The sequence below is a fragment of the Shewanella sp. 10N.286.45.A1 genome (genome assembly GCF_041470405.1).
Lineage (GTDB): Bacteria > Pseudomonadota > Gammaproteobacteria > Enterobacterales > Shewanellaceae > Shewanella.
The window spans coordinates 1-18,900 of sequence record NZ_JBFRMK010000274.1; the positions used below are offsets into that span (position 1 = coordinate 1).

General features: G+C 42.2%; 19 protein-coding genes and 2 pseudogenes. 10 read left to right on the forward strand and 11 right to left on the reverse strand.

Going from position 1 to position 18,900, the window contains the following annotated elements; translation table 11 throughout:
- Nucleotides 1-138 (forward strand): annotated as a pseudogene (locus AB4238_RS18310) (IS4 family transposase); the annotation flags it as partial.
- A 42-nt stretch (nt 139-180) separates the two neighbouring features.
- On the opposite strand, the gene AB4238_RS18315 reads toward AB4238_RS18310, so the two are convergent.
- Complete coding sequence (locus AB4238_RS18315; protein WP_372034742.1) at nt 181-1,791, reverse strand: mechanosensitive ion channel family protein; 1,611 nt, start codon at nt 1,789-1,791, stop codon at nt 181-183.
- 506 nt (nt 1,792-2,297) lie between these two features.
- Here AB4238_RS18315 and AB4238_RS18320 point away from each other — a divergent pair.
- Entirely contained in the window at nt 2,298-2,471 is a 174-nt protein-coding gene (locus tag AB4238_RS18320; RefSeq protein ID WP_220737454.1) for a hypothetical protein, read from the forward strand.
- A 227-nt stretch (nt 2,472-2,698) separates the two neighbouring features.
- Here the strand turns inward: AB4238_RS18320 and AB4238_RS18325 are convergent, their stop codons facing one another.
- Nucleotides 2,699-3,622, reverse strand: coding sequence for a 1-aminocyclopropane-1-carboxylate deaminase/D-cysteine desulfhydrase (locus AB4238_RS18325; RefSeq protein WP_372034743.1), 924 nt, complete (start codon nt 3,620-3,622; stop codon nt 2,699-2,701).
- Nucleotides 3,623-3,842: 220 nt separating this feature from the next.
- On the opposite strand from AB4238_RS18325, the gene AB4238_RS18330 reads away from it, so the two are divergent.
- Nucleotides 3,843-4,250: a YccF domain-containing protein gene (locus AB4238_RS18330; RefSeq protein ID WP_372034744.1), complete on the forward strand. Its 408-nt coding sequence runs from the start codon at nt 3,843-3,845 to the stop codon at nt 4,248-4,250.
- Nucleotides 4,251-4,258: 8 nt separating this feature from the next.
- On the opposite strand, the gene AB4238_RS18335 is transcribed toward AB4238_RS18330, so the two are convergent.
- The 3 genes from AB4238_RS18335 to AB4238_RS18345 all read right to left on the reverse strand — a co-directional run bounded on the left by AB4238_RS18335 (nt 4,259) and on the right by AB4238_RS18345 (nt 6,879).
- Nucleotides 4,259-5,017: an alpha/beta fold hydrolase gene (locus tag AB4238_RS18335; RefSeq protein WP_372034745.1), complete on the reverse strand. Its 759-nt coding sequence runs from the start codon at nt 5,015-5,017 to the stop codon at nt 4,259-4,261.
- A complete protein-coding gene (locus tag AB4238_RS18340) occupies nt 5,017-6,015 on the reverse strand; it encodes a M14 family zinc carboxypeptidase (protein ID WP_372034746.1) in 999 nt (332 codons plus the stop codon). Before AB4238_RS18340 ends, AB4238_RS18335 begins: the two co-directional genes overlap by 1 nt.
- 81 nt (nt 6,016-6,096) lie before the next feature.
- A complete protein-coding gene (locus tag AB4238_RS18345; protein ID WP_372034747.1) occupies nt 6,097-6,879 on the reverse strand; it encodes a substrate-binding periplasmic protein in 783 nt (260 codons plus the stop codon).
- 299 nt (nt 6,880-7,178) lie between these two features.
- On the opposite strand from AB4238_RS18345, the gene AB4238_RS18350 reads away from it, so the two are divergent.
- Entirely contained in the window at nt 7,179-7,406 is a 228-nt protein-coding gene (locus tag AB4238_RS18350; RefSeq protein ID WP_372034748.1) for a PGPGW domain-containing protein, read from the forward strand.
- Nucleotides 7,407-7,678: 272 nt separating this feature from the next.
- Nucleotides 7,679-8,641 carry a cytochrome-c peroxidase gene (locus AB4238_RS18355; RefSeq protein WP_372034755.1) on the forward strand — a complete coding sequence of 321 codons (963 nt, stop codon included), beginning with the start codon at nt 7,679-7,681 and terminating at the stop codon, nt 8,639-8,641.
- A gap of 75 nt (nt 8,642-8,716) precedes the next feature.
- Here AB4238_RS18355 and AB4238_RS18360 read toward each other — a convergent pair whose 3' ends face one another.
- Nucleotides 8,717-9,076, reverse strand: a complete 360-nt coding sequence (locus AB4238_RS18360; protein ID WP_372034749.1) for a DUF6508 domain-containing protein — start codon at nt 9,074-9,076, stop codon at nt 8,717-8,719.
- 369 nt (nt 9,077-9,445) lie between these two features.
- Here AB4238_RS18360 and AB4238_RS18365 point away from each other — a divergent pair, with 369 nt between their 5' ends.
- On the forward strand, nt 9,446-9,799 hold the full coding sequence (locus AB4238_RS18365) for a hypothetical protein (RefSeq protein WP_372034750.1): 354 nt from the start codon (nt 9,446-9,448) through the stop codon (nt 9,797-9,799).
- Nucleotides 9,800-10,062: 263 nt separating this feature from the next.
- Here AB4238_RS18365 and AB4238_RS18370 read toward each other — a convergent pair whose 3' ends face one another.
- On the reverse strand, nt 10,063-10,971 hold the full coding sequence (locus AB4238_RS18370) for a LysR family transcriptional regulator (protein WP_372034751.1): 909 nt from the start codon (nt 10,969-10,971) through the stop codon (nt 10,063-10,065).
- 154 nt (nt 10,972-11,125) lie between these two features.
- Between AB4238_RS18370 and AB4238_RS18375 the strand changes: the two genes are divergently transcribed.
- From AB4238_RS18375 to AB4238_RS18385, 3 genes are all read left to right on the forward strand, one after another.
- Nucleotides 11,126-12,286, forward strand: coding sequence for a homogentisate 1,2-dioxygenase (locus tag AB4238_RS18375; RefSeq protein WP_372034752.1), 1,161 nt, complete (start codon nt 11,126-11,128; stop codon nt 12,284-12,286).
- Nucleotides 12,287-12,348: 62 nt separating this feature from the next.
- The gene (hppD, locus tag AB4238_RS18380; RefSeq protein ID WP_248974668.1) at nt 12,349-13,389 is read left to right on the forward strand and encodes a 4-hydroxyphenylpyruvate dioxygenase; all 1,041 of its coding nucleotides are present in this window, start codon (nt 12,349-12,351) and stop codon (nt 13,387-13,389) included.
- A gap of 242 nt (nt 13,390-13,631) precedes the next feature.
- Nucleotides 13,632-14,252 carry a LysE family translocator gene (locus AB4238_RS18385; protein ID WP_220737467.1) on the forward strand — a complete coding sequence of 207 codons (621 nt, stop codon included), beginning with the start codon at nt 13,632-13,634 and terminating at the stop codon, nt 14,250-14,252.
- Nucleotides 14,253-14,298: 46 nt separating this feature from the next.
- On the opposite strand, the gene AB4238_RS18390 is transcribed toward AB4238_RS18385, so the two are convergent.
- Entirely contained in the window at nt 14,299-15,444 is a 1,146-nt protein-coding gene (locus AB4238_RS18390; protein WP_372034756.1) for a GNAT family N-acetyltransferase, read from the reverse strand.
- Nucleotides 15,445-15,689: 245 nt separating this feature from the next.
- Between AB4238_RS18390 and ggt the strand changes: the two genes are divergently transcribed.
- Nucleotides 15,690-17,441 (forward strand): gamma-glutamyltransferase, encoded by a 1,752-nt coding sequence (gene ggt / locus AB4238_RS18395; RefSeq protein WP_372034753.1) that lies wholly within the window; start codon nt 15,690-15,692, stop codon nt 17,439-17,441.
- Between the two features lie 102 nt (nt 17,442-17,543).
- On the opposite strand, the gene AB4238_RS18400 is transcribed toward ggt, so the two are convergent.
- The 3 genes and pseudogenes from AB4238_RS18400 to AB4238_RS18410 all read right to left on the reverse strand — a co-directional run.
- Nucleotides 17,544-17,681 carry a hypothetical protein gene (locus AB4238_RS18400; protein ID WP_372034757.1) on the reverse strand — a complete coding sequence of 46 codons (138 nt, stop codon included), beginning with the start codon at nt 17,679-17,681 and terminating at the stop codon, nt 17,544-17,546.
- Complete coding sequence (locus AB4238_RS18405; RefSeq protein WP_372034754.1) at nt 17,630-18,016, reverse strand: DUF1801 domain-containing protein; 387 nt, start codon at nt 18,014-18,016, stop codon at nt 17,630-17,632. Before AB4238_RS18405 ends, AB4238_RS18400 begins: the two co-directional genes overlap by 52 nt.
- 425 nt (nt 18,017-18,441) lie before the next feature.
- Nucleotides 18,442-18,900, reverse strand: a pseudogene (locus tag AB4238_RS18410) (acetoacetate decarboxylase); the annotation flags it as partial.

Here is an 18,900-nt window from a genome sequence, read left to right on the forward strand (position 1 = left end):
CCTAAGGTAATCTTTGATATAGAAAAGAATGCTAAACAGTTTATTTTAGAGGGGAAAAGGGAGCGTAGTTACCCTAGAGTGTTGAAGTGTTCAAAGGACCGATATCCCATAAAAAAGAAAGCCGTTCACGTTAAGTGAACGGCATTACGCTAATAGCGGCCTTTTTATTACTCATTGGCTTTATTCTGGTGCAATAGGAACCACTGGTACAATACGCGAACCATGCTTAACCACTGTATTCATAATTCCAAAATGAAGTTCTTCTGACACCAATTGGAACTCTGCAAAATCCGTTGTACCAATATAGGCAAAAACATTTAGTTGCAGCCCATGTAAACCAAACCCCTTAAAAGTCACCCTTAATGGTGTTTCATCTACTTTGTCATGCTTTACAAGTAAGCTCTTTATATCGTCTATAATCCCATGTAACTGCTCGGTATTAGTTTTATAATCCAACCTAATATCGGTTTTAAAACGAATTTTCTCTCGTTCAGATATATTCTCGATATCCATCTCAGATAAACGCGCATTAGGCACATTTATCACGGTTCTATCAATGGTTCGAATACGTGTACAGCGCAGGCCAATCTCTTCAACCGTGCCGGTAATGGTACTGAACCGCCCCACATCGCCTACTCTTATTGGCGCTGAAGAGTATAAGGTTATGGTACCAATAAAGTTTTCAATCGACTGTTTAGACGCTAAGGCAATCGCTACGCCACCAATCCCTAACCCGGCAAGTATCGTTGATGCATCAAAGCCCAGATGTTCAAGCCAGATCAAGATAGTCAGAGCGACGAGAATCACCCTTATAAAATTAGCTAGCGGCCGTAACAGCGATGCCGTTTGGCTCTTGCCTTGATTAATCCAACGTAAGCGTAAACTATTTTGCAATACGTCGGTCAAACTCCAAATAAACCAGATAATTGCAATAACCAAAAGAAACCCAGTGTTAACGACCGCCATAACATTTGCCGAAAGCGTGGTGTTAGCCATCCATGCACGGTCTAGTAATAGCGCTAATAACAAGCGAGAAGGCCCTACCACTAAATGGGCTAAATCAGCTTTATATTGATATTGACTGCGAAGAATGAGCTTTTTTACAAGCCAAGTCAGCGGAATAACGACCAGTAATGCTAGAACAAGGTAGCTGATAAGCAGCGCCCATTCCCACAAGTTCAGTTTAAACAGGTGCCCTTGTGGAATATTTTGAACATACCACTCAACGATGGGACCATAACCGAGTTCGCTATACAACATTGGTACTTTCGCGACTGTTGCATTGGAGATTTTCCAAATTTTACCGAGTTGTTTATCGGGGACTTTTTGCAATAAAAGGGTGATCTGATTGCCTTTAACCTCTACTCGGCCAAATGCGTCGCGATAATTTGGCAATTGGTCATCACTTGCTCCACTGGGTAAATCACTGATCTCTTCAAGATTGACCCAAATATTACGCTCAATGATCGCCACTAATTGCTTTGCGTATTCAGGCCCAAGCTCCTTTGACATTCCATCGGGCAAATAGCGTAGATCTAAATACTTGGCTGCTTTATCAAAATTCTGCTCAAATGTTGCCTCAAAGAACCCCTCAATCGTTCCTCGCGGAGTGTCTCTAAACAAACTATCTTTATAGTCATAACTACTGGTTTTAACACTCGTGGTATTCGGCTCATCTGACGACTCTACATTCGGTTTAACAGCACTAGCAAGCCCTGTTGTAACCGCAGATGCAACAGAAATATTGCTCGCTAGCAATATCAGTCCCAAATAAAAAATAATCCTTGTCATTAATAGACCCCTTTAAAAGCCAACAACTTAGAAGCTACATTAAACTTAGCATGGTTTAACGTATTGTTAACACTTAATAATTAACTATATTTCCTATACGATTTTGATTAATTGTGTTGACAAGTTGTGCTAACTGGATATAATCCGCTCAGTTTTAGAGATATACCCTTTTTTGATATACTTTCACCGCCTTCTGTAAAGTCCACGATTCGTCGTTTGATCCCCACATAAGCGTTATCACAACAGGTTCGATCATCTTAATCGGCAGTCATTTTACTGTCATATCTTTATGTTTTACTTCGTTGCAGCTTGAGAATAGTTCAGTATTTGTGATCTTAGCGACATATTCGTTAACAATACTGCGTACCAAGCCACTTGTATAAGCATAAAAAGATGAGTAATCTCGAATGGAACTTAAATTCATCTTTCGCGAAAATGCTAAGGATATTCTATCGTTATAAAACACTACCAATATTGGTAGCATTAATAAAAAGGAGTGTGACCATATGTCATACCTAGTAAATGGACATGAAATTACCGTTAACTTTCCAGTAGACTCAATTTCTGTCAACAAATCATCAATCGCCTTTACTGACAGTCAAGGTAAAAATAGACAGACTTTTTCAAAGCGCACTGAAGCGCTTAAATTTATGAAGTGGTTATTGTCTTCAAGTAAGTAAGTGTTAAATCTGTAGTACCGACTTTTCGATACATTTCCTCTCACTCGTATCGATAGTTTGTCTTCATAGGCAAACGAATAGGACTGAAACATATTCAGCTATTTAGTTAACTTCATTTGGTTCAGGCTTTACCTCTGCTCAGGTAAAAAGCCTAACCAAGTGGATACCCACCCCTCAATCTAAAATCACCATAAAACATAAATTATCAACGCACTAGTACCAATGCATTAAGTGGTAGGATACTTACGCTGGTAACGCGGTAACATGGTCGCATTTCCCAATAAACCACCCTGATGTATATAGAGAATATTAACGTCTTCAGTATCAGAGAATAGCTTTTCTACGCACATCCACCCTTTTGGATCATACAACAGTTCAAACTCTATCCCTTGCTCAGCAACTTTTTGCCAAATCTGATAAAACTCTCGATAAAGTTTTCCAAAATGATATTTTTTGTCAGTTTTCACTACTTGGGGGTGAAGCGACGGATCTGATATTAACTCTGAAAATTGCTGAGAAAGATAGTTTTCGTCACCAACACAGGCGCAGGTTTTAACGCAAATAGCGGGGGCATTGAGTGAAAAGTATTCACTCAGAAACACAGCGGTTGTGCCTGTTCCTGAAGGTAGGAACACAGTAAGTTCTGTCAATTGACTTAGTGAATACCAGTCGCTTATCTCTTTAGCCAGTTGATGCACCCCTTCCCTAGCATAAAGGCAGCGCCCACCTTCAGGCACAAACAGTGCTTGGTTGTCAGCAGGAAGTACCACTTGCTCTATATATTCGCGACAACTTCGGTTTTGCCTGTCCACAACAAGCGATAAATCAATAACATTCGCGCCGTTTGCGACGGCCTCCACATAATTGCCCTTTTCAGAATTCAGCACTTGTGCAGCTATATGGTCAGTATAGAAATCAAGCTGCCAGCCGTTGAGTTTTGCAAGAGCGGACATTGAATAGAGAGAATTCGCCACAGGAGAGCCATAACCAACCAGTCGTGAAACACCTGGGAACTCATTATTCAAAAAATAAGCAAATTTTCGCGCTTTATTGCCAGAGAACTCTTTGTGAAGCAGGTCGTCTCTTTTAACAAACACTCGGTTACCGTTAAATTCGATACTATCAATTGGTGTGTTGATGAACACAAGCATTCTCTTTAAACCGTGGGGGGATAATTGTACCCGTAAATAGTGTTAAGTTCAGGAACTAGCAGTCTAATAGGCCACTTTTTAGTGGTTTTGCTTAACAAGCAATCGCAACGACACAAACTAACATAGTTAAAACAACAACTTAAAACATGGCATGATAATGGCATTATTGTAAATTGGGTCATCGAGATTGGTGACTAAATTTTATTTTGAGGGATCTTAAATGGCAGTATTGCGCTTAGTGTTTAACATAGCATGGTTTATTTTAGGCGGCTTTGTAATGGGTCTTGCTTGGTGGTTTGCAGGCTTACTGTGTTTCATCAGTATTATCGGTATCCCTTTCGGCAGAGCCTGTTTCGTCATTGGTGAGATGACATTTTGGCCATTTGGTCAAGACTCTGTTAATCGTCGTTCTCACACGGGCATGGAAGATCTAGGCACTGGCGCATTTGGTACCGTCGGCAATATTGTTTGGTTTTTACTGTTTGGGATCTGGCTTGCCATTGGTCACATTATGCACGCCTTTGCTTGTGCAATCACCATCATCGGGATCCCGTTTGCGCTACAGCATTTAAAACTAGCAATTTTAAGCTTAACTCCTATTGGTCAAACCGTGGTTGCGAAAGCTTAAACCTTTCATCACAACACTGCTTTAAGCTGCGCGATAAGCGCAGCTGAACTATCTAAACTGATATCATGCCCTGCGTCAGTAAATTCAATATGCTGGCATCGATAATGTTCCGCGATTAACTTGCTACATTCAGGCGAGACTAATTTGTCTAATTTGCCACTAAAAACAACAATAGGCTGCTGCAGTGAGTCACAACACCTAAACCGAGCACAAGCCCAAATTTGACGTAGAACATTAAAAAATTCAACTCGATTTTGTAACCTCAGCTCAGTCCAACGCTTAGCGATTGCGTGGTTATCTCCATAACCTTCACTAGACAATTTGAGCGCAGTGGCTTCCAAGCAATCAATCCCGTGATTTCTATTTCGCTTCCTAAATGCAGCTAATACTGCAATTAAACTAAAACGTCTATACCATGGCGAAAGATTGGCGGCACTAGTATTAATGACAACAACTTTACTGACTTTATCTGGCGCTAAGCGTGCCATTTCTAACGCTATCATTCCTCCCATTGATAGCCCTATAATACAGTTATCACTCCCCTCCAATTGCTCCAATAACGCATTGGCATAAGCCGCAATACTTAATGGACTTTTCTCATGACTGAACTCACCGTTGCCTAAACAATCGAGTGCGATAACATCGATATTGAATGCCGTTACCGCTGCAGATAAGGATCCAATAAAATCTTGCCAATGACGTTTGTCACGCATTAAACCGCGCACAAGTATCCACTTAGTTTGGCTAATGTTAGGCACAATATCCATCAGCGCAGAAACCATCGGCTTAAAGCGGCATGATGTTGATTTATTAACATATCTGAACTCATACTCTCCAACTCTCGACTTGCTGCTAAGTCCATTAAAAAATGCATCAAAACGGTATGCTTGCGTAATGCCCTTAACTGTCGGTGTTGCTTTTGTGGATTGAAAAATCCCGCAAAATTAAACATTTGCCTTGGATTTTTCTTTACCCAGCTCCAAGAGCCCATCTCTAATGTTAATGGCAAAAAAGGCTTATCATTTTTTGGCGTTGCAAGGTAATCCCAAATATCACCGTGAGTTCGATAGATTAAGCTTTGAGGTGAAAAACTGTAGTGACGATGATGAGGATAACTTGCTTGATATAACTGCTCTAAATAATGGATCTGTCCTATGTTTTGTATCGGTTTGTTAGAACCCGCAAACGGAAACCAGATGTGGTCGGTCATACCAAAACCTGAATGTGCATCTAAGGATATAAGGCTAGAGGCATTCGCTTTGAGCTGTTCAACATACTGGATCAAAGCTTGCGTTTCTTGCTCTACACCTTTACGCCCCCTATACCAAGGCAAATGAGATGACAGTTTTTGGCCACCAACGAGAAAGGTAACCTTCGTCTCTGCCTCTATAGGAGCATTTCGCATTAAATCCACTCGCTGTCCATTGCAGCGTGTACCATTTTGTAATCCGATAGGGTTAACAATTGGAACAAAAGCGAGTTTAATTTTGCTTAACAACAGCTGTAATTGGCAGTCCCATTCAAGCCTAGATAGAATACTTTCAAGCAACGCCATTATTACTTGAATGCCAATGACCTCGACGCCATGCACGCCTCCAACAAATAATACACAGGGCACGTCAGCTCCCTTTGCCCCCAACTCAACGCTAATAACGGGATAACTATGGTTTTTAAGCTCTACTTTAGCCAAGGTTCTAGCATGCAACTGCGGATAGCGCTCAATCAAGTCCACTAATGTTTGTAACTCAGTAGGCAATGTTTCCATGATTTAATAGCGAAGTGATTAAGGTCAAGAGAACAAAATAAGCGACTAATAAGACAGAGTAAGGTCAAGCAGATGACAAAGCTATTGCGGCATGTTCTGTTTTAGTATTTTATCCACATCGATTTTAGCCAAACCTTGATTAAAAAGATCGCGCCACTTCTTACCTTCTTCATTATTTTTAAAGGCAATATAAAGCTCTTTGTGGGTCAAAATATGTTTATTCAACTGTACTCGACTAGCAACAGGCTTCATATCAGGTTGTGCAAGTAAATAACCCAAAACATAGGTATCGATAACTGCAGCATCTATGCGCCCTGAAACTACTTTTTTAATATTATGGATATCTGAAGCGACCGCTTCAGCTGGCTGTACACCTTGGGCAATCATATTATCGAGTTGTTCAGTGTTAACGTACCCTTGGACTATGCCAATAGTGTATTGATTAAGGTCACTCTGATTTGACCAGCTAATAGGGTGACGCTTTTGCTCAACCAACCCCAAAGGGCTACTCCCCATCGAATTTGAAAAGACGAATTTTTCTGTTGGGTAAGCATATTCAGGTAAATATCCGGAATATTTTGAATCATCTCTTGATGCCATTCGCACAGCACGGCTCCAAGGATAGAAATCGACCTGAACCTTATGCCCAACAGCTTCTAATGCCGCACGAGCTATCGCAATACTTGCCCCCTCATTCTTCAACTGACTGCCAGCGTAGGGTGGCCAATGCAAAGAGGTTAAATACAGTGTGTCCCCATAACTAAACGATGATGTGCTGCTTAGCAGCAAAAGCAGCGTAATCCATAGGTATTTGCCGACCACATCAGTAATCCTTTGAATATAGTTAAAAATATAACCACGCATATTGAATATTAAGCCTCCTTTACCTTCTGCCTCGCAGCATTAACATGCACTACCTATCAAAGATTCTAGTCAATCATAGCGATATCACCAAGGTTAGCGTTGCAAACACCTTAATCACTCAATATAGAACAATGCAATATTGCAATGCCAAAAACTTATACTTGGTTAATATTAAAGACAGAAATTGTTACAGTTGCTTTTACCTTTCAAAGCAGATCAGGCATATACTCAATGAGTACAATTAACGTACGAATGCTCAGGTGCAAGTTTTACAACTAATGTAAAACAAGGAGAATGGAATGCTAAAGAAAACACTTATTACTGTCGTAGGGGGATTACTGACACTAACAGGTGCAGCCCTCATAATATTGCCAGGTCCAGCTTGGATATTGCTACCGATAGGTTTAGCAGTGTTAAGCTTAGAATACACTTGGGCGCGGTATTGGCTCAAAAAAAGTCAAAACCACATGAGCAATACCGCTCGCTGGCTTGATAGGAAGATTTTACTACGCAGATTGAAACGATAATAATCAGTGTGTTATCTCACTGTTTTATGCGTAATAGACTCTAAGCACAAACGTGACACTCTACAACTGAGGCTTATTTACCCTAGCAAGCTAAATTGATTTCTACTGCGACTAAGATCCCATTAAATTAATCCAATCTAGCGATAGTCCCAATCGATTCATATAGTTATCTTGAATAAAAATAATCACTTAATATAGCCCCAACAAATAACCATACTCAATGTAAGCTTATAGGGGCGCCCATGACCAAATTATCAATTCTTACTATCGCCATGACTACTGTTTTTTCTGCTACTGTATTTGCTGCAAGCGAACCTATCGAGATAATACCCGCAGCAGTAATCACCAACCCTGAAAAAGTAGAGCTCGGTAAAATGCTATTTTTCGAACCTAGACTATCGAAGTCAGGTTTTATCTCTTGTAACTCTTGCCACAACTTGTCACTTGGCGGCGTCGATGCTTTGCCAACGTCAATAGGACATAACTGGCAACAAGGGCCTATTAACTCCCCTACCGTACTAAACGCTGAATATGGATTGGCACAATTTTGGGATGGTCGAGCAAAAGATCTTAAAGAGCAAGCCGGTGGTCCTATCGCTAACCCTAAAGAGATGGGCTTTAGCCACGAACTGGCAGTAGATACTATTCGTTCAATGCCTGCTTATCAGGCGCGATTTGCGAGCGTTTACCACAACGATGGTATTACGATTGAAGAGATCACTGATGCCATTGCAGAATTCGAAAAAACACTTGTCACACCAAATGCCCCCTTAGATAAGTTTTTACTTGGCGACAAAAATGCTATCAGCAGCGATGCTAAAGCGGGCTATCAGTTATTTAAAGACAAAGGGTGTGTAAGTTGCCATAACGGCCCAGCGGTCGGTGGCACTATGTATATGAAGATGGGACTTGTTAAGCCTTTCCACACCAATAACCCAGCTGAAGGACGAAAAGGGGTTACCGGTAAAGAGGCCGACAAGTTTGTGTTCAAAGTACCAACGCTAAGAAATATTGAACTGACCTACCCGTACTTCCACGATGGCAGTGTTTGGGAATTGGCAGAAGCTGTAAATACCATGGCTGATATCCAATTGGGACAGGCATTATCAGAAGAAGAAACTAAACAAATAGTGTCATTCTTGAATTCTTTAACCGGTGAGCAGCCGCAAATTGTGTTACCAATTCTGCCGCCATCGACTGCAGAGACACCTCGCCCAGTGCCATTTGCAGATTAATCTCGCCAATAATTAAAGCTTAAAAGCAGAAAAGCCGCATTATGCGGCTTTTTACATTCACAGTTTCAAACTAATTTATAATGCAGGCTGAAACGATAGCGCTCTAAACCGCTCAACAATTGCGTTTAACACACCTTGCTGACGCATATTGCTGAGTACCCCAGGACTAAACCTGTCTAAGCGAGACATCGCTGTGACTAACAGCTGACATTCATACATTGTGGCATCAGCTATGTATTCGGGGCGGTCAACCATGTAACTATTGTTGTACCAGTCATCCCATTTAAATGTTTCAAGCAATAGGCCATCACGGCTCAGATCAGCAACAAACTCTTGTAAACGCTTGTCTGAAACAAAATGATTTCCAATAACTAGATCTTGAGCATACTCTTTATATAGACCAGCTGCGTGGCTCTGTATTGTTGAGTTGTCCATACTATACCTCCGTTTAGAACTGGCCTTATGCTGCTCTTTAATTAGAGAAGACTATTTAGTTCAATAATTGATATCTGCATAAGGCATACCAGTTTTCAATGAGGTTATTCTAATTGATGCTAACTGAACGTAAACTTAACAACGGCACATCACGGTTAAGTGCTTATAAAACAGGTTAAAAAGTGTTATCTCAGCCCATTACACCAAGCTAAAAGCTTGCGAATTTTGAATAATATGGGCCTCGGTTCCCTTCTATATATTCAGGTGATTCCTCACCAGTCACATGACTTTTGATCCTTGTTTGCAATATGCCAATGCAATCTGCATTGACTATACTTAGTCGTAATGAATAACAGCGTTGAGCGTACTATGAAGTTAAAAATCAACAGGATTGTATTTGTACTACTTGCAATCGTCATCAGTAACGGCTCTGTGTATGCATCTGACAAACATGATAAAAGTGACAAGCAAAAAGGTAAAAATAAGCAACAAACACTGCCCTATGGCCTGCAAAAGAAAGTTGACCGAGGAGAGCCATTACCACCTGGATGGCAAAAAAAGCTAACGCGAGGCGACAGGCTAAGTGACGAGCTATTCTCTCGCGGCAGAGTCACATCGCCTATCGACTCCAATGGAAATCTTGTCATCGACATTGATGATGTGCCAATTAAGGTCAATAACAAAACCCGCGAAATTATCGATATTCTCATCAAAGATAATTAGTCTACATGTAGATACTCATTTTTAAGGCCTGCTGCCAGTTAAACGCTAGATGTATGGACGTAAAAAACGGTTATTCCCTTTTAAGTGAGTGCAACAGATAAGCAGGCTGGCACCAAGCCTACTATGAGGGGCAGCGCTTAGTAAAAAACGGTGTTATCGATTTTACCAAGAAGACCTCAATTAGTGGCAATCAATGCCTCGCCTTGATGAATCTAGCTGGATGGGTTCAGCCTGCAGCAATGAACCTGTTAGGGCAGTTAAAATTACTCACCTAACGTTGTCGTATCTTCCGCAGCAAACTCTTCCATGATCAATTCAGTAAATAAACGCCCGGCTCTGCCTAAGGGGCGCTCCATCGTGGATACCAGCTGAGGTGTAAAACTAAAACGACTGCCGCCGCTAAAATCGACTTCGAGCAACTGACCACTATTAAGCTCATCAGCAATCAAAAAGTCAGGCATCCAGCCAAAACCTAATCCCATCAGCAGTGCATTCTTTTTCATGATAAAACCAGACAAGTAGAACACTTTATCGCCGCCAAATTGCAACTCATCACGATGCAACTTTTCCGGTGAGGAGTCCTCAATAGTAAGTTCAACATGCCGCTGCAATTCAAAAAGACTAATGTTGTTCTCACTCGATAATGGATGGCTTGCTGCTGTGACTAATATACTGGTGATCTTAGGCAAAGGCTGAGGCCGGTAATGGGGGCCCGTTCGATAATCCTTCACCAACATTAAATCAGCACTGTCACGTTCAAAACGTTCTTGAACTCCCCCGAGGAACTCCATATTCAGCTGTACTTTTGTCGGGATCTGTTGTTCTGCCATTCTTTTTAACGCGCGCATAATCGGCTTCATAGGCAATGCACCATCAACCACTAACTCAAGCTTCGGCTCCCAGCCTTCGCTGAATCTGCTGGCTAAATGCTCAATATTTGTCAGGTACTGCAGTAACCTTTGCCCTTCAGCCAAAATAACTTTACCTTCAGGTGTTAATTCAGCGCGGTATTGATCCCGACAAAAAAGGTTTACACCCAGGTGTTGCTCTAGCTTTTTGACTTGATAGCTCACCGCAGACTGCGCTTTATGCAATCGCTCAGCAGCCTTAGCAAAACTGCCCTCTTCCACCAGCACTTGCAGCACTTTAAATGCGTCGACATCAATGCGCATATTACTCTCCTAGCGTAAACACAAATATACCATCTAAAAAATAGATTAAGTTGGGTTAATTATTATTCTTTTTTTTGCTGTTGTTAGCAACTAAATTGATAACAAGATCACATTATTAGAATAAGTGCGAACGCACACAGGAAGGAAAGCCAGTATGCCATTTTATGTGAAGCAGGGAGAGATCCCTACCAAGCGTCATATCACATTCAAAAAAGACAATGGGGAGCTTTATCGTGAAGAGCTGTTCTCGACCCATGGCTTTTCCAATATCTATTCCAATAAGTATCACCACAACATGCCAACAAAGGCATTAGAAGTCGCGCCTTATAGCTTAAGCCATGGTGCAGACTGGCAAGACTCTTTAGTACAAAATTATAAGCTAGATACTAAACAAGCTGATTGCCAAGGTAATTTCTTTAGTGCCCGCAATAAGATTTTCTTCAATAACGACGTGGCGATGTACACCGCTAAAGTGACTGAAGATACCGACGAGTTTTATCGTAACGCTTATGCGGATGAAGTGCTTTTTGTTCACGAAGGCGAAGGGACGTTACTAAGTGAGTACGGCGCCTTAGCAGTTAAAAAATGGGATTATCTCATCATTCCAAGAGGGACTACCTACCAACTTAAATTTGATGACTATAAGGCAGCTCGCCTGTTTGTCATCGAGTCTTCGACCATGGTTGAGGTTCCGAAACACTTTCGTAACGAATATGGGCAGATGCTTGAATCAGCGCCTTACTGCGAACGAGATATCCGCACCCCTGTTTTGCAAGAGGCCATTGTTGAGAAAGGTAATTTCTCATTAGTATGTAAATTTGGCGACAAATATCAGCTAACCGCTCTAGAGTGGCATCCGTTTGATCTCGTCGGCTGGGATGGCTGTGTTTATCCATGGGCATTTAATATTCAAGAATATGCCCCTAAGGTGGGTAAAATTCATTTGCCGCCCTCTGACCATCTGGTATTTACAGCGCATAACTTTGTTATCTGTAACTTTGTACCACGCCCTTATGATTTCCACCCACAATCGATCCCAGCGCCTTACTACCATTCCAATATCGACAGTGATGAAGTGCTTTATTATGTCGACGGTGACTTTATGAGCCGCACAGGTATCGAAGCGGGTTACATGACATTACATCAAAAAGGTGTACCACACGGACCACAACCCGGAAAAACTGAAGCCTCAATAGGCAAAACAGAAACCTACGAATACGCAGTGATGGTCGATACATTCGCCCCACTCAAATTGACTGAACATGTAAAGAACTGCATGAGCATCGACTACAACCGTTCTTGGATTGAAAGTTAAACTTAACCAAGAGCAACAGCCATCAACGTAATGGCAACTAAGAATTGATAAAGGATATAACAATGGCAAGCGAACAAAACCCACTCGGCTTACTCGGTATCGAATTTACTGAGTTCGCGACTCCTGAGCAAGATTATATGCATCAGGTTTTTATTGATTTTGGTTTTTCTTTACTAAAAAAATCCAAATCTAAAGAGATCCTCTACTACAAGCAGAATGATATTAATTTCCTGCTTAATACCGAACGTAAAGGTTTTTCTGCAGAGTTTGCCAAAAGTCACGGCCCAGCAATTTGCTCAATGGGTTGGCGCGTAGAAGATGCACAGTTTGCTTTTGAAGGCGCAGTTGCTCGCGGTGCAAAGCCTGCAGATGAAGACGCAAAGGATATGCCATACCCAGCCATATACGGTATTGGTGACAGCCTTATCTATTTTATCGACACATTCGGTGAGAATGACAATATTTATGCCACTGACTTTGAAGATTTAGACGAGCAAGTGATCACCCAAGAAAAGGGCTTTATTGAAGTTGATCACCTGACGAACAATGTTTACAAAGGCACGATGGAACATTGGTCGAACTTTTATAAAGATATCTTTGGTTTCACTGAAGTTCGTTACTTTGACATTAAAGGTTCTCAAACAGCACTTGTGTCATACGCCTTGCGCTCACCAGATGGAAGCTTCTGTATTCCAATCAATGAAGGTAAAGGTAATGACAAAAACCAAATTGATGAGTACTTACGTGAATATGACGGTCCAGGTGTACAACATTTAGCGTTCAGAAGCCGCGACATTGTCGGTTCTTTGGATGCTATGGAAGGATCATCAATCCAAACCCTCGATATTATTCCTGAGTACTACGACACTATTTTCGATAAGTTACCGCAGGTGACTGAAGATCGTGAACGTATTAAGCACCACCAGATCCTAGTAGATGGTGACGAAGAGGGTTACCTGCTACAGATCTTTACTAAGAATCTATTTGGGCCAATCTTTATAGAGATCATCCAACGTAAGAACAACCTTGGTTTTGGCGAAGGTAACTTCAAAGCTTTGTTTGAGTCTATTGAACGTGATCAACAAAGACGCGGTGTGCTCTAATTTTTTGAGAGTTTCGAAAGCATAACTAACGCTTAAAGCGGCTCATGGTTAAACCAGCTTAAGTCTACCAAATGACTAAGCTGGTTTTTTTGTATCTATAGTCTGAACATTTCTCGGCAATGATATATCCAAGCCAGCAGTAATTATCTACAATGGCGCTCAGTCTTTTGACTTGTAGCCGTTCTACCTGAAATATCGCTGATACTAGCCACTCAAGCACTTACTAACGAGATCCCTCCCCCATGCCAGATATCGCTCTACTCGCCGTATTTCTACCAACCTTCTTTTTTGTCTCTATCACCCCAGGGATGTGCATGACGCTGGCGATGACACTAGGGATGAGCATCGGTGTACGCCGTACTATGTGGATGATGGCCGGTGAATTGGTAGGTGTTGCACTGGTGGCTGTAGCGGCTGTTATGGGCGTTGCCAGTATTATGCTGAACTACCCAGAGGCTTTTGCAGTACTTAAATGGGTTGGTGGTGCTTATTTGGCCTATATCGGCATCAACATGTGGCGTTCAAAAGGTAAAATGGCTTTAGTTGAGGGCCAAACAGCCCCAAGTGTCGGCAATTTGGAGTTAATGACTCAAGGCTTTATGACTGCCATAGCCAACCCTAAAGGCTGGGCGTTTATGGTGTCCTTGCTACCTCCGTTTATAAACGTTGAACGGGAAGTGGCGCCGCAGTTATTGGCACTATTATCCATTATTATGTTTACTGAATTTACCAGTATGATGGCTTACGCCACTGGCGGTAAAAGCCTACGGGTATTCTTGAGCCGTGGCGATAATATCAAATGGATGAACCGCATTGCCGGCTCATTAATGATAGGCGTCGGTTTTTGGTTAGCACTGGGTTGAACAATCAACCCGCTGTTTTTCCAGGCTATAAACCTTTGCTAATGGCTTAATCAGCGGCTTGTCGATAAGGCAACTTGCTGGTGAGTTGTTGCATATAGCTCTTAATGTTGTCAGCCTCTTGCAGAGTAAAACTTTCAATAGCGCTGCGAAATTCTGAATGCGTGATCTCATGAGTTGAGTAAGTGGCGATAGGTTCAAATCCTCGAGCCACCTTATGCTCACCTTGCGCGCCAGCGTCAAACACTTGCAGTTTCTCAGTAATGCAGTATTCAATACCTTGATAGTAGCAAGCTTCAAAGTGCAAGCCGTCGATATCGACCAAGCTCCCCCAATAGCGACCGTAGAGATGAGTTGTAGACTTAAAATACAGTGCAGATGCGATTACCTGCCCCTGTGTATCTTGCACCAATAGCAGCAAGACATTATCAGGCATGGTATTAGCAATTGACTCAAAAAACGCTAGATTTAAGTAGCCCGCATGCCCTGAGCGTTTTGCATAAGTTTGCCTATAACAGGCGTAGAAACTTTGCCACATTGCTGCCGTCGTATCACTGGCTGCAACAAACTCAAAGCTCAACTTATGTGGCGCTAGTTTGGCGCGCTCTTTATTGATGTCTTTACGTTTACGCGAGGTCAAAGACATTAAAAAACCATCAAAATCCTTATAGTCTCTATTGTGCCAGTGAAACTGAGTACTCAGCCTTGTTAAACATGCATTGTCAGCGGTATGTGCTTGAGACATACTGCTGAACTGTGCTTTAGGGAGGAATAAACAGTGCCAGCTAGAGAAACCGTTTTCTATCGAAATATCACCAAGCACCTGGGTAATTGCATCGCAAACAATTTGCAGAGGCATATCAGCCGCGATGCCAATCCGTTTGCCTGTAACAGGGGTAAATGGAATGGCTGAGACAAGCTTTGGATAATAGGGGATTTGATGTCTTTCGTACGCTTCAGCCCAGGCCCAGTCAAAGATATATTCACCATAGGAATGACTTTTTATATACAAGGGCATCACAGCGACAATGTCAGTAAGGTGGTACACAACAAGATGCAATGGTTTCCAGCCTGTACGCTGGCAAACACACCCACTGCGCTCCAGTGCAGCCAAATAAGCATGATTATTAAATGGATTGTTATCACCCATTAATCGGTCCCAAATTTTAGGACTGACCGCATCAATACTTTCAATAAATTCAGCCCTGAGCTGAAAATCACCATTTAGGTCTACGCTTTCTTTGGTCTGTTGCTTATCCAAACTCTTTTATCACTCCCGTTATGTTTAGGCTCTTTCAATACTAACCACCAATATAGGTGATTAATCTATCGCTATTGCATTTATACCCGATAAGCGGCACATTGCTAGTCTAATTTAAGAGTTGAATGGGGTTTCCCCTAGAGAATCAACCTCTACAGACAATAAACAAAGGATTGAAAATGCGCTCGTTTAAAGCCTTAGCATTTGCCATTTCAATGGCAATTCCCCTCACGACTCTAACACTCACCGCCAGCGCACCGCTATCGGTGAGTGCCGCCGAGACATCTATCTACAGCCATATGGCCACTGCGCACCCAGTTTGGGCTGAACACGGTATGGTTGCCAGCCAAGAAGCATTAGCAACCCAGGCGGGAGTAGCAATACTTAAGCAAGGCGGTAATGCTGTAGATGCTGCAGTCGCAGTAGGTTTTAGTCTAGCGGTCACCTTACCAAGAGCTGGTAACATTGGTGGCGGCGGTTTTATGTTAGTGCATCTGGCTGAGCAAAATAAGACTGTTGCAATCGATTACCGAGAAATGGCTCCAGCTAAGGCGCACAAAGACATTTTTCTCGATGAAAAAGGAAATGCAGTAAAAAAACTTAGCCGTGAACACGGTCTGGCAGTCGGGGTGCCAGGGACAGTGATGGGGATGGAACTCGCACTAGAGCAGTACGGCACGATGACCATGGCTCAGGTCACTAAAACTGCAATTGATTTGGCTAAAAATGGCATAGTCGTTACCCCTGATTTAGCTTCTTCACTATCAGGGTTAAAGAGACGAATTGCCCAATGGCCAAGCTCTAGAGAGATTTTCTACAAAAAAGATAACACTGACTACCAAAGCGGTGAAATCTTAACACAACCAGAATTGGCGAATTCATTGTCGTTAATAGCAAAACAGGGTAGCAAAGGATTTTATCAAGGTGAAACGGCCGAAAAGATCGTCGCAGCAGTTAAAGCCGCCGGTGGCATAATGACCCTTGATGATTTAAAACAATATCAAGCTATTGAAAGAAAGCCTGTATCGGGTAATTATCGCGGCTATCAAGTCGTTTCTATGCCGCCACCATCATCAGGTGGTATCCATATTATCGAGATGCTCAATATGTTAGAGCAATATCCGATAGGAAAACTTGGCCACAACAGCGCCGCCACTTTGCACCTAATGACAGAATCAATGAAGCGGGCCTATGCCGATCGCAGTGAGTATTTGGGTGATCCTGACTTTGTTAATGTGCCGGTTGATGCTTTGACCAATAAAGAGTACGCCAAAACACTCTCGAAAAAAATTGTCATGAATAGGGCTACGCCTAGCAGCGAAATTAAACCCGGCAAACTCGCGCCCTATGAAAGTAACCAAACTACCCATTATTCTGTGGTGGATAAATGGGGCAATGCGGTATCCAATACTTATACCCTTAATTTTAGCTATGGTTCAGGCTTAGTTGCCAAAGGCACTGGCATATTACTTAACAATGAAATGGATGACTTTTCCGCAAAACCTGGAGTGCCCAACGGCTTTGGCTTAATCGGTGGTGAGGCTAATGCTGTTGAGGGCAGAAAACGACCATTGAGTTCCATGAGCCCGACTATCGTAATGAAAGACGGTAAACCGTATATCGTGACTGGTAGTCCTGGTGGTTCTCGCATTATCACCACGACCTTACAAGTCATTATGAATGTGATCGACCATGACTTCAACATCGCTGAAGCGACCAATGCAGCTCGAGTTCACCATCAATGGTTGCCTGATGTATTGCGAGTGGAACATACGTTGAACCTCGATACTCGTCAGCTGTTGGAGGAGAAAGGCCATAAGATAAAGGTCAATAACGCTATGGGTTCGACACAATCAATCATGGTGACTGAACAAGGTATATTTGGCTCATCAGATCCACGTCGAGCAGGCAGCGCGACCATAGGTTACTAGATTAACGACTAGCACCGATTATCAGATAAGCTTTAGCAACAGTGCGCTTTCATTATTAATGGAAGCGCATTTTTTGAAGGGAGAAAACCTTACCAACCAAGCTCATTCTGGGTAACGTTTTTTCATTTTGGCAATTGAGTCGCGGATCAATTCACTCAATACCGCTAAATCTACATCACTTAACCGCTTTATATATAAACATGACTTACCGGTTTTATGTTTACCAAGCTTAGGTAGAATCTCTTGGTAAACATAAAACCATTCATAAGGTATATAGTGATATCATTTTTTCTTGCTGCAAAACCCGTTATTGGCCAATCTCCTTCACGACCAGAAGCATAGCGGTAGTGATATTGGCCAAAACCTATGATGCTACCCCACATGACAGCAGGTTGTTTGGTTACAGTAGAAAATAATTGCAGCAGTGCTTGGCAATCTTCAAGCTTTTGACCTGAGAGTTTCTGTTTTAGAAACAGAGAAGCATCCACACTAGTAGGTTGTGTCTTTAATGATTGACTCACTGACCTTGTTACAGATTGAAGCTTTTTCTTGGCAGTATTAACGCTTGCAACCATCTTTCCCCCTCTCTGTTAATAACCATAGCAATGGCAACCTCTTTAAATAGTGTAGCTGCAAACATTAACAGTGTTATAAAAGGACAAAGCATACGCCCTACCCTTTATATGGAGTTGTGCTAGGGTCTGTTGTTCTTTCGAGCTTAGTTTTTGTTCGATTATTTACCGTAAGCAATAATGCTTCTAGTGCAAGGCTTGAGCGATGACGCTTAGCCAGTTACGTGAAGCGCTCATAACCCATTCTAGTCATGAAAGAATAGAAGCAATGAAACGGATCCAAAGGACAGCATTTTTTGGCCATTTTTTCTGCGTTAAAGGCTCTTTGTGGAGAATCACTACACAACATAGCCTCTATCTTGTCAAAATGGCCAATGAATTGCTGTAAAAACAACCATGAAAGTTCAACAGACCCTAGTAATAACAGACTAAAAGTCTTTTTCACCTTTAATGACTTCAGGGTAGCCACATATCGCTCGAGATGTTTGCATTCCCGCCATGGTTGCCGCTTCAACGCAGCTTGCATTAATCCCGGTTTTAATCCAATCACCAGTCACAAACAGATTATCAATACCGGTACCATCGGTATCGACTCGGTATTGAGTGCTGCCCTTTACTGACATCACATAACGCTCAGAAGGATCAACATTAGCGCGCCAGTATTGGCTATCAAATCTAGCGATTCCAGTCGCATTGTTTTCATCATGAAGCCACTGCCAAGGGGATCCGCCGGTTGTCACCGCTGATTGGCTGCCAGGAGCAGGCACATTATCCCAAAGCTTATAGATTTGGTTATCTAACTGCCCTATGGCACCCGCTTTTGCTATTGATGTTTTATGAGCTTGGAAACCAGTTTCAGACGCTGGCGGGTAATGCTCAACAGGTAG

What these genes read in the sequence shown, in the direction of transcription:
- AB4238_RS18315 (WP_372034742.1), bottom strand. Translation starts at nt 1,791, where the DNA reads ATGACAAGGATTATTTTTTATTTGGGACTGATATTGCTAGCGAGCAAT.
- AB4238_RS18320 (WP_220737454.1), top strand. Translation starts at nt 2,298, where the DNA reads ATGTCATACCTAGTAAATGGACATGAAATTACCGTTAACTTTCCAGTA.
- AB4238_RS18325 (WP_372034743.1), bottom strand. Translation starts at nt 3,622, where the DNA reads ATGCTTGTGTTCATCAACACACCAATTGATAGTATCGAATTTAACGGT.
- AB4238_RS18330 (WP_372034744.1), top strand. Translation starts at nt 3,843, where the DNA reads ATGGCAGTATTGCGCTTAGTGTTTAACATAGCATGGTTTATTTTAGGC.
- AB4238_RS18335 (WP_372034745.1), bottom strand. Translation starts at nt 5,017, where the DNA reads ATGGATATTGTGCCTAACATTAGCCAAACTAAGTGGATACTTGTGCGC.
- AB4238_RS18340 (WP_372034746.1), bottom strand. Translation starts at nt 6,015, where the DNA reads ATGGAAACATTGCCTACTGAGTTACAAACATTAGTGGACTTGATTGAG.
- AB4238_RS18345 (WP_372034747.1), bottom strand. Translation starts at nt 6,879, where the DNA reads ATGCGTGGTTATATTTTTAACTATATTCAAAGGATTACTGATGTGGTC.
- AB4238_RS18350 (WP_372034748.1), top strand. Translation starts at nt 7,179, where the DNA reads ATGCTAAAGAAAACACTTATTACTGTCGTAGGGGGATTACTGACACTA.
- AB4238_RS18355 (WP_372034755.1), top strand. Translation starts at nt 7,679, where the DNA reads ATGACTACTGTTTTTTCTGCTACTGTATTTGCTGCAAGCGAACCTATC.
- AB4238_RS18360 (WP_372034749.1), bottom strand. Translation starts at nt 9,076, where the DNA reads ATGGACAACTCAACAATACAGAGCCACGCAGCTGGTCTATATAAAGAG.
- AB4238_RS18365 (WP_372034750.1), top strand. Translation starts at nt 9,446, where the DNA reads ATGAAGTTAAAAATCAACAGGATTGTATTTGTACTACTTGCAATCGTC.
- AB4238_RS18370 (WP_372034751.1), bottom strand. Translation starts at nt 10,971, where the DNA reads ATGCGCATTGATGTCGACGCATTTAAAGTGCTGCAAGTGCTGGTGGAA.
- AB4238_RS18375 (WP_372034752.1), top strand. Translation starts at nt 11,126, where the DNA reads ATGCCATTTTATGTGAAGCAGGGAGAGATCCCTACCAAGCGTCATATC.
- hppD (WP_248974668.1), top strand. Translation starts at nt 12,349, where the DNA reads ATGGCAAGCGAACAAAACCCACTCGGCTTACTCGGTATCGAATTTACT.
- AB4238_RS18385 (WP_220737467.1), top strand. Translation starts at nt 13,632, where the DNA reads ATGCCAGATATCGCTCTACTCGCCGTATTTCTACCAACCTTCTTTTTT.
- ggt (WP_372034753.1), top strand. Translation starts at nt 15,690, where the DNA reads ATGCGCTCGTTTAAAGCCTTAGCATTTGCCATTTCAATGGCAATTCCC.
- AB4238_RS18405 (WP_372034754.1), bottom strand. Translation starts at nt 18,016, where the DNA reads ATGGTTGCAAGCGTTAATACTGCCAAGAAAAAGCTTCAATCTGTAACA.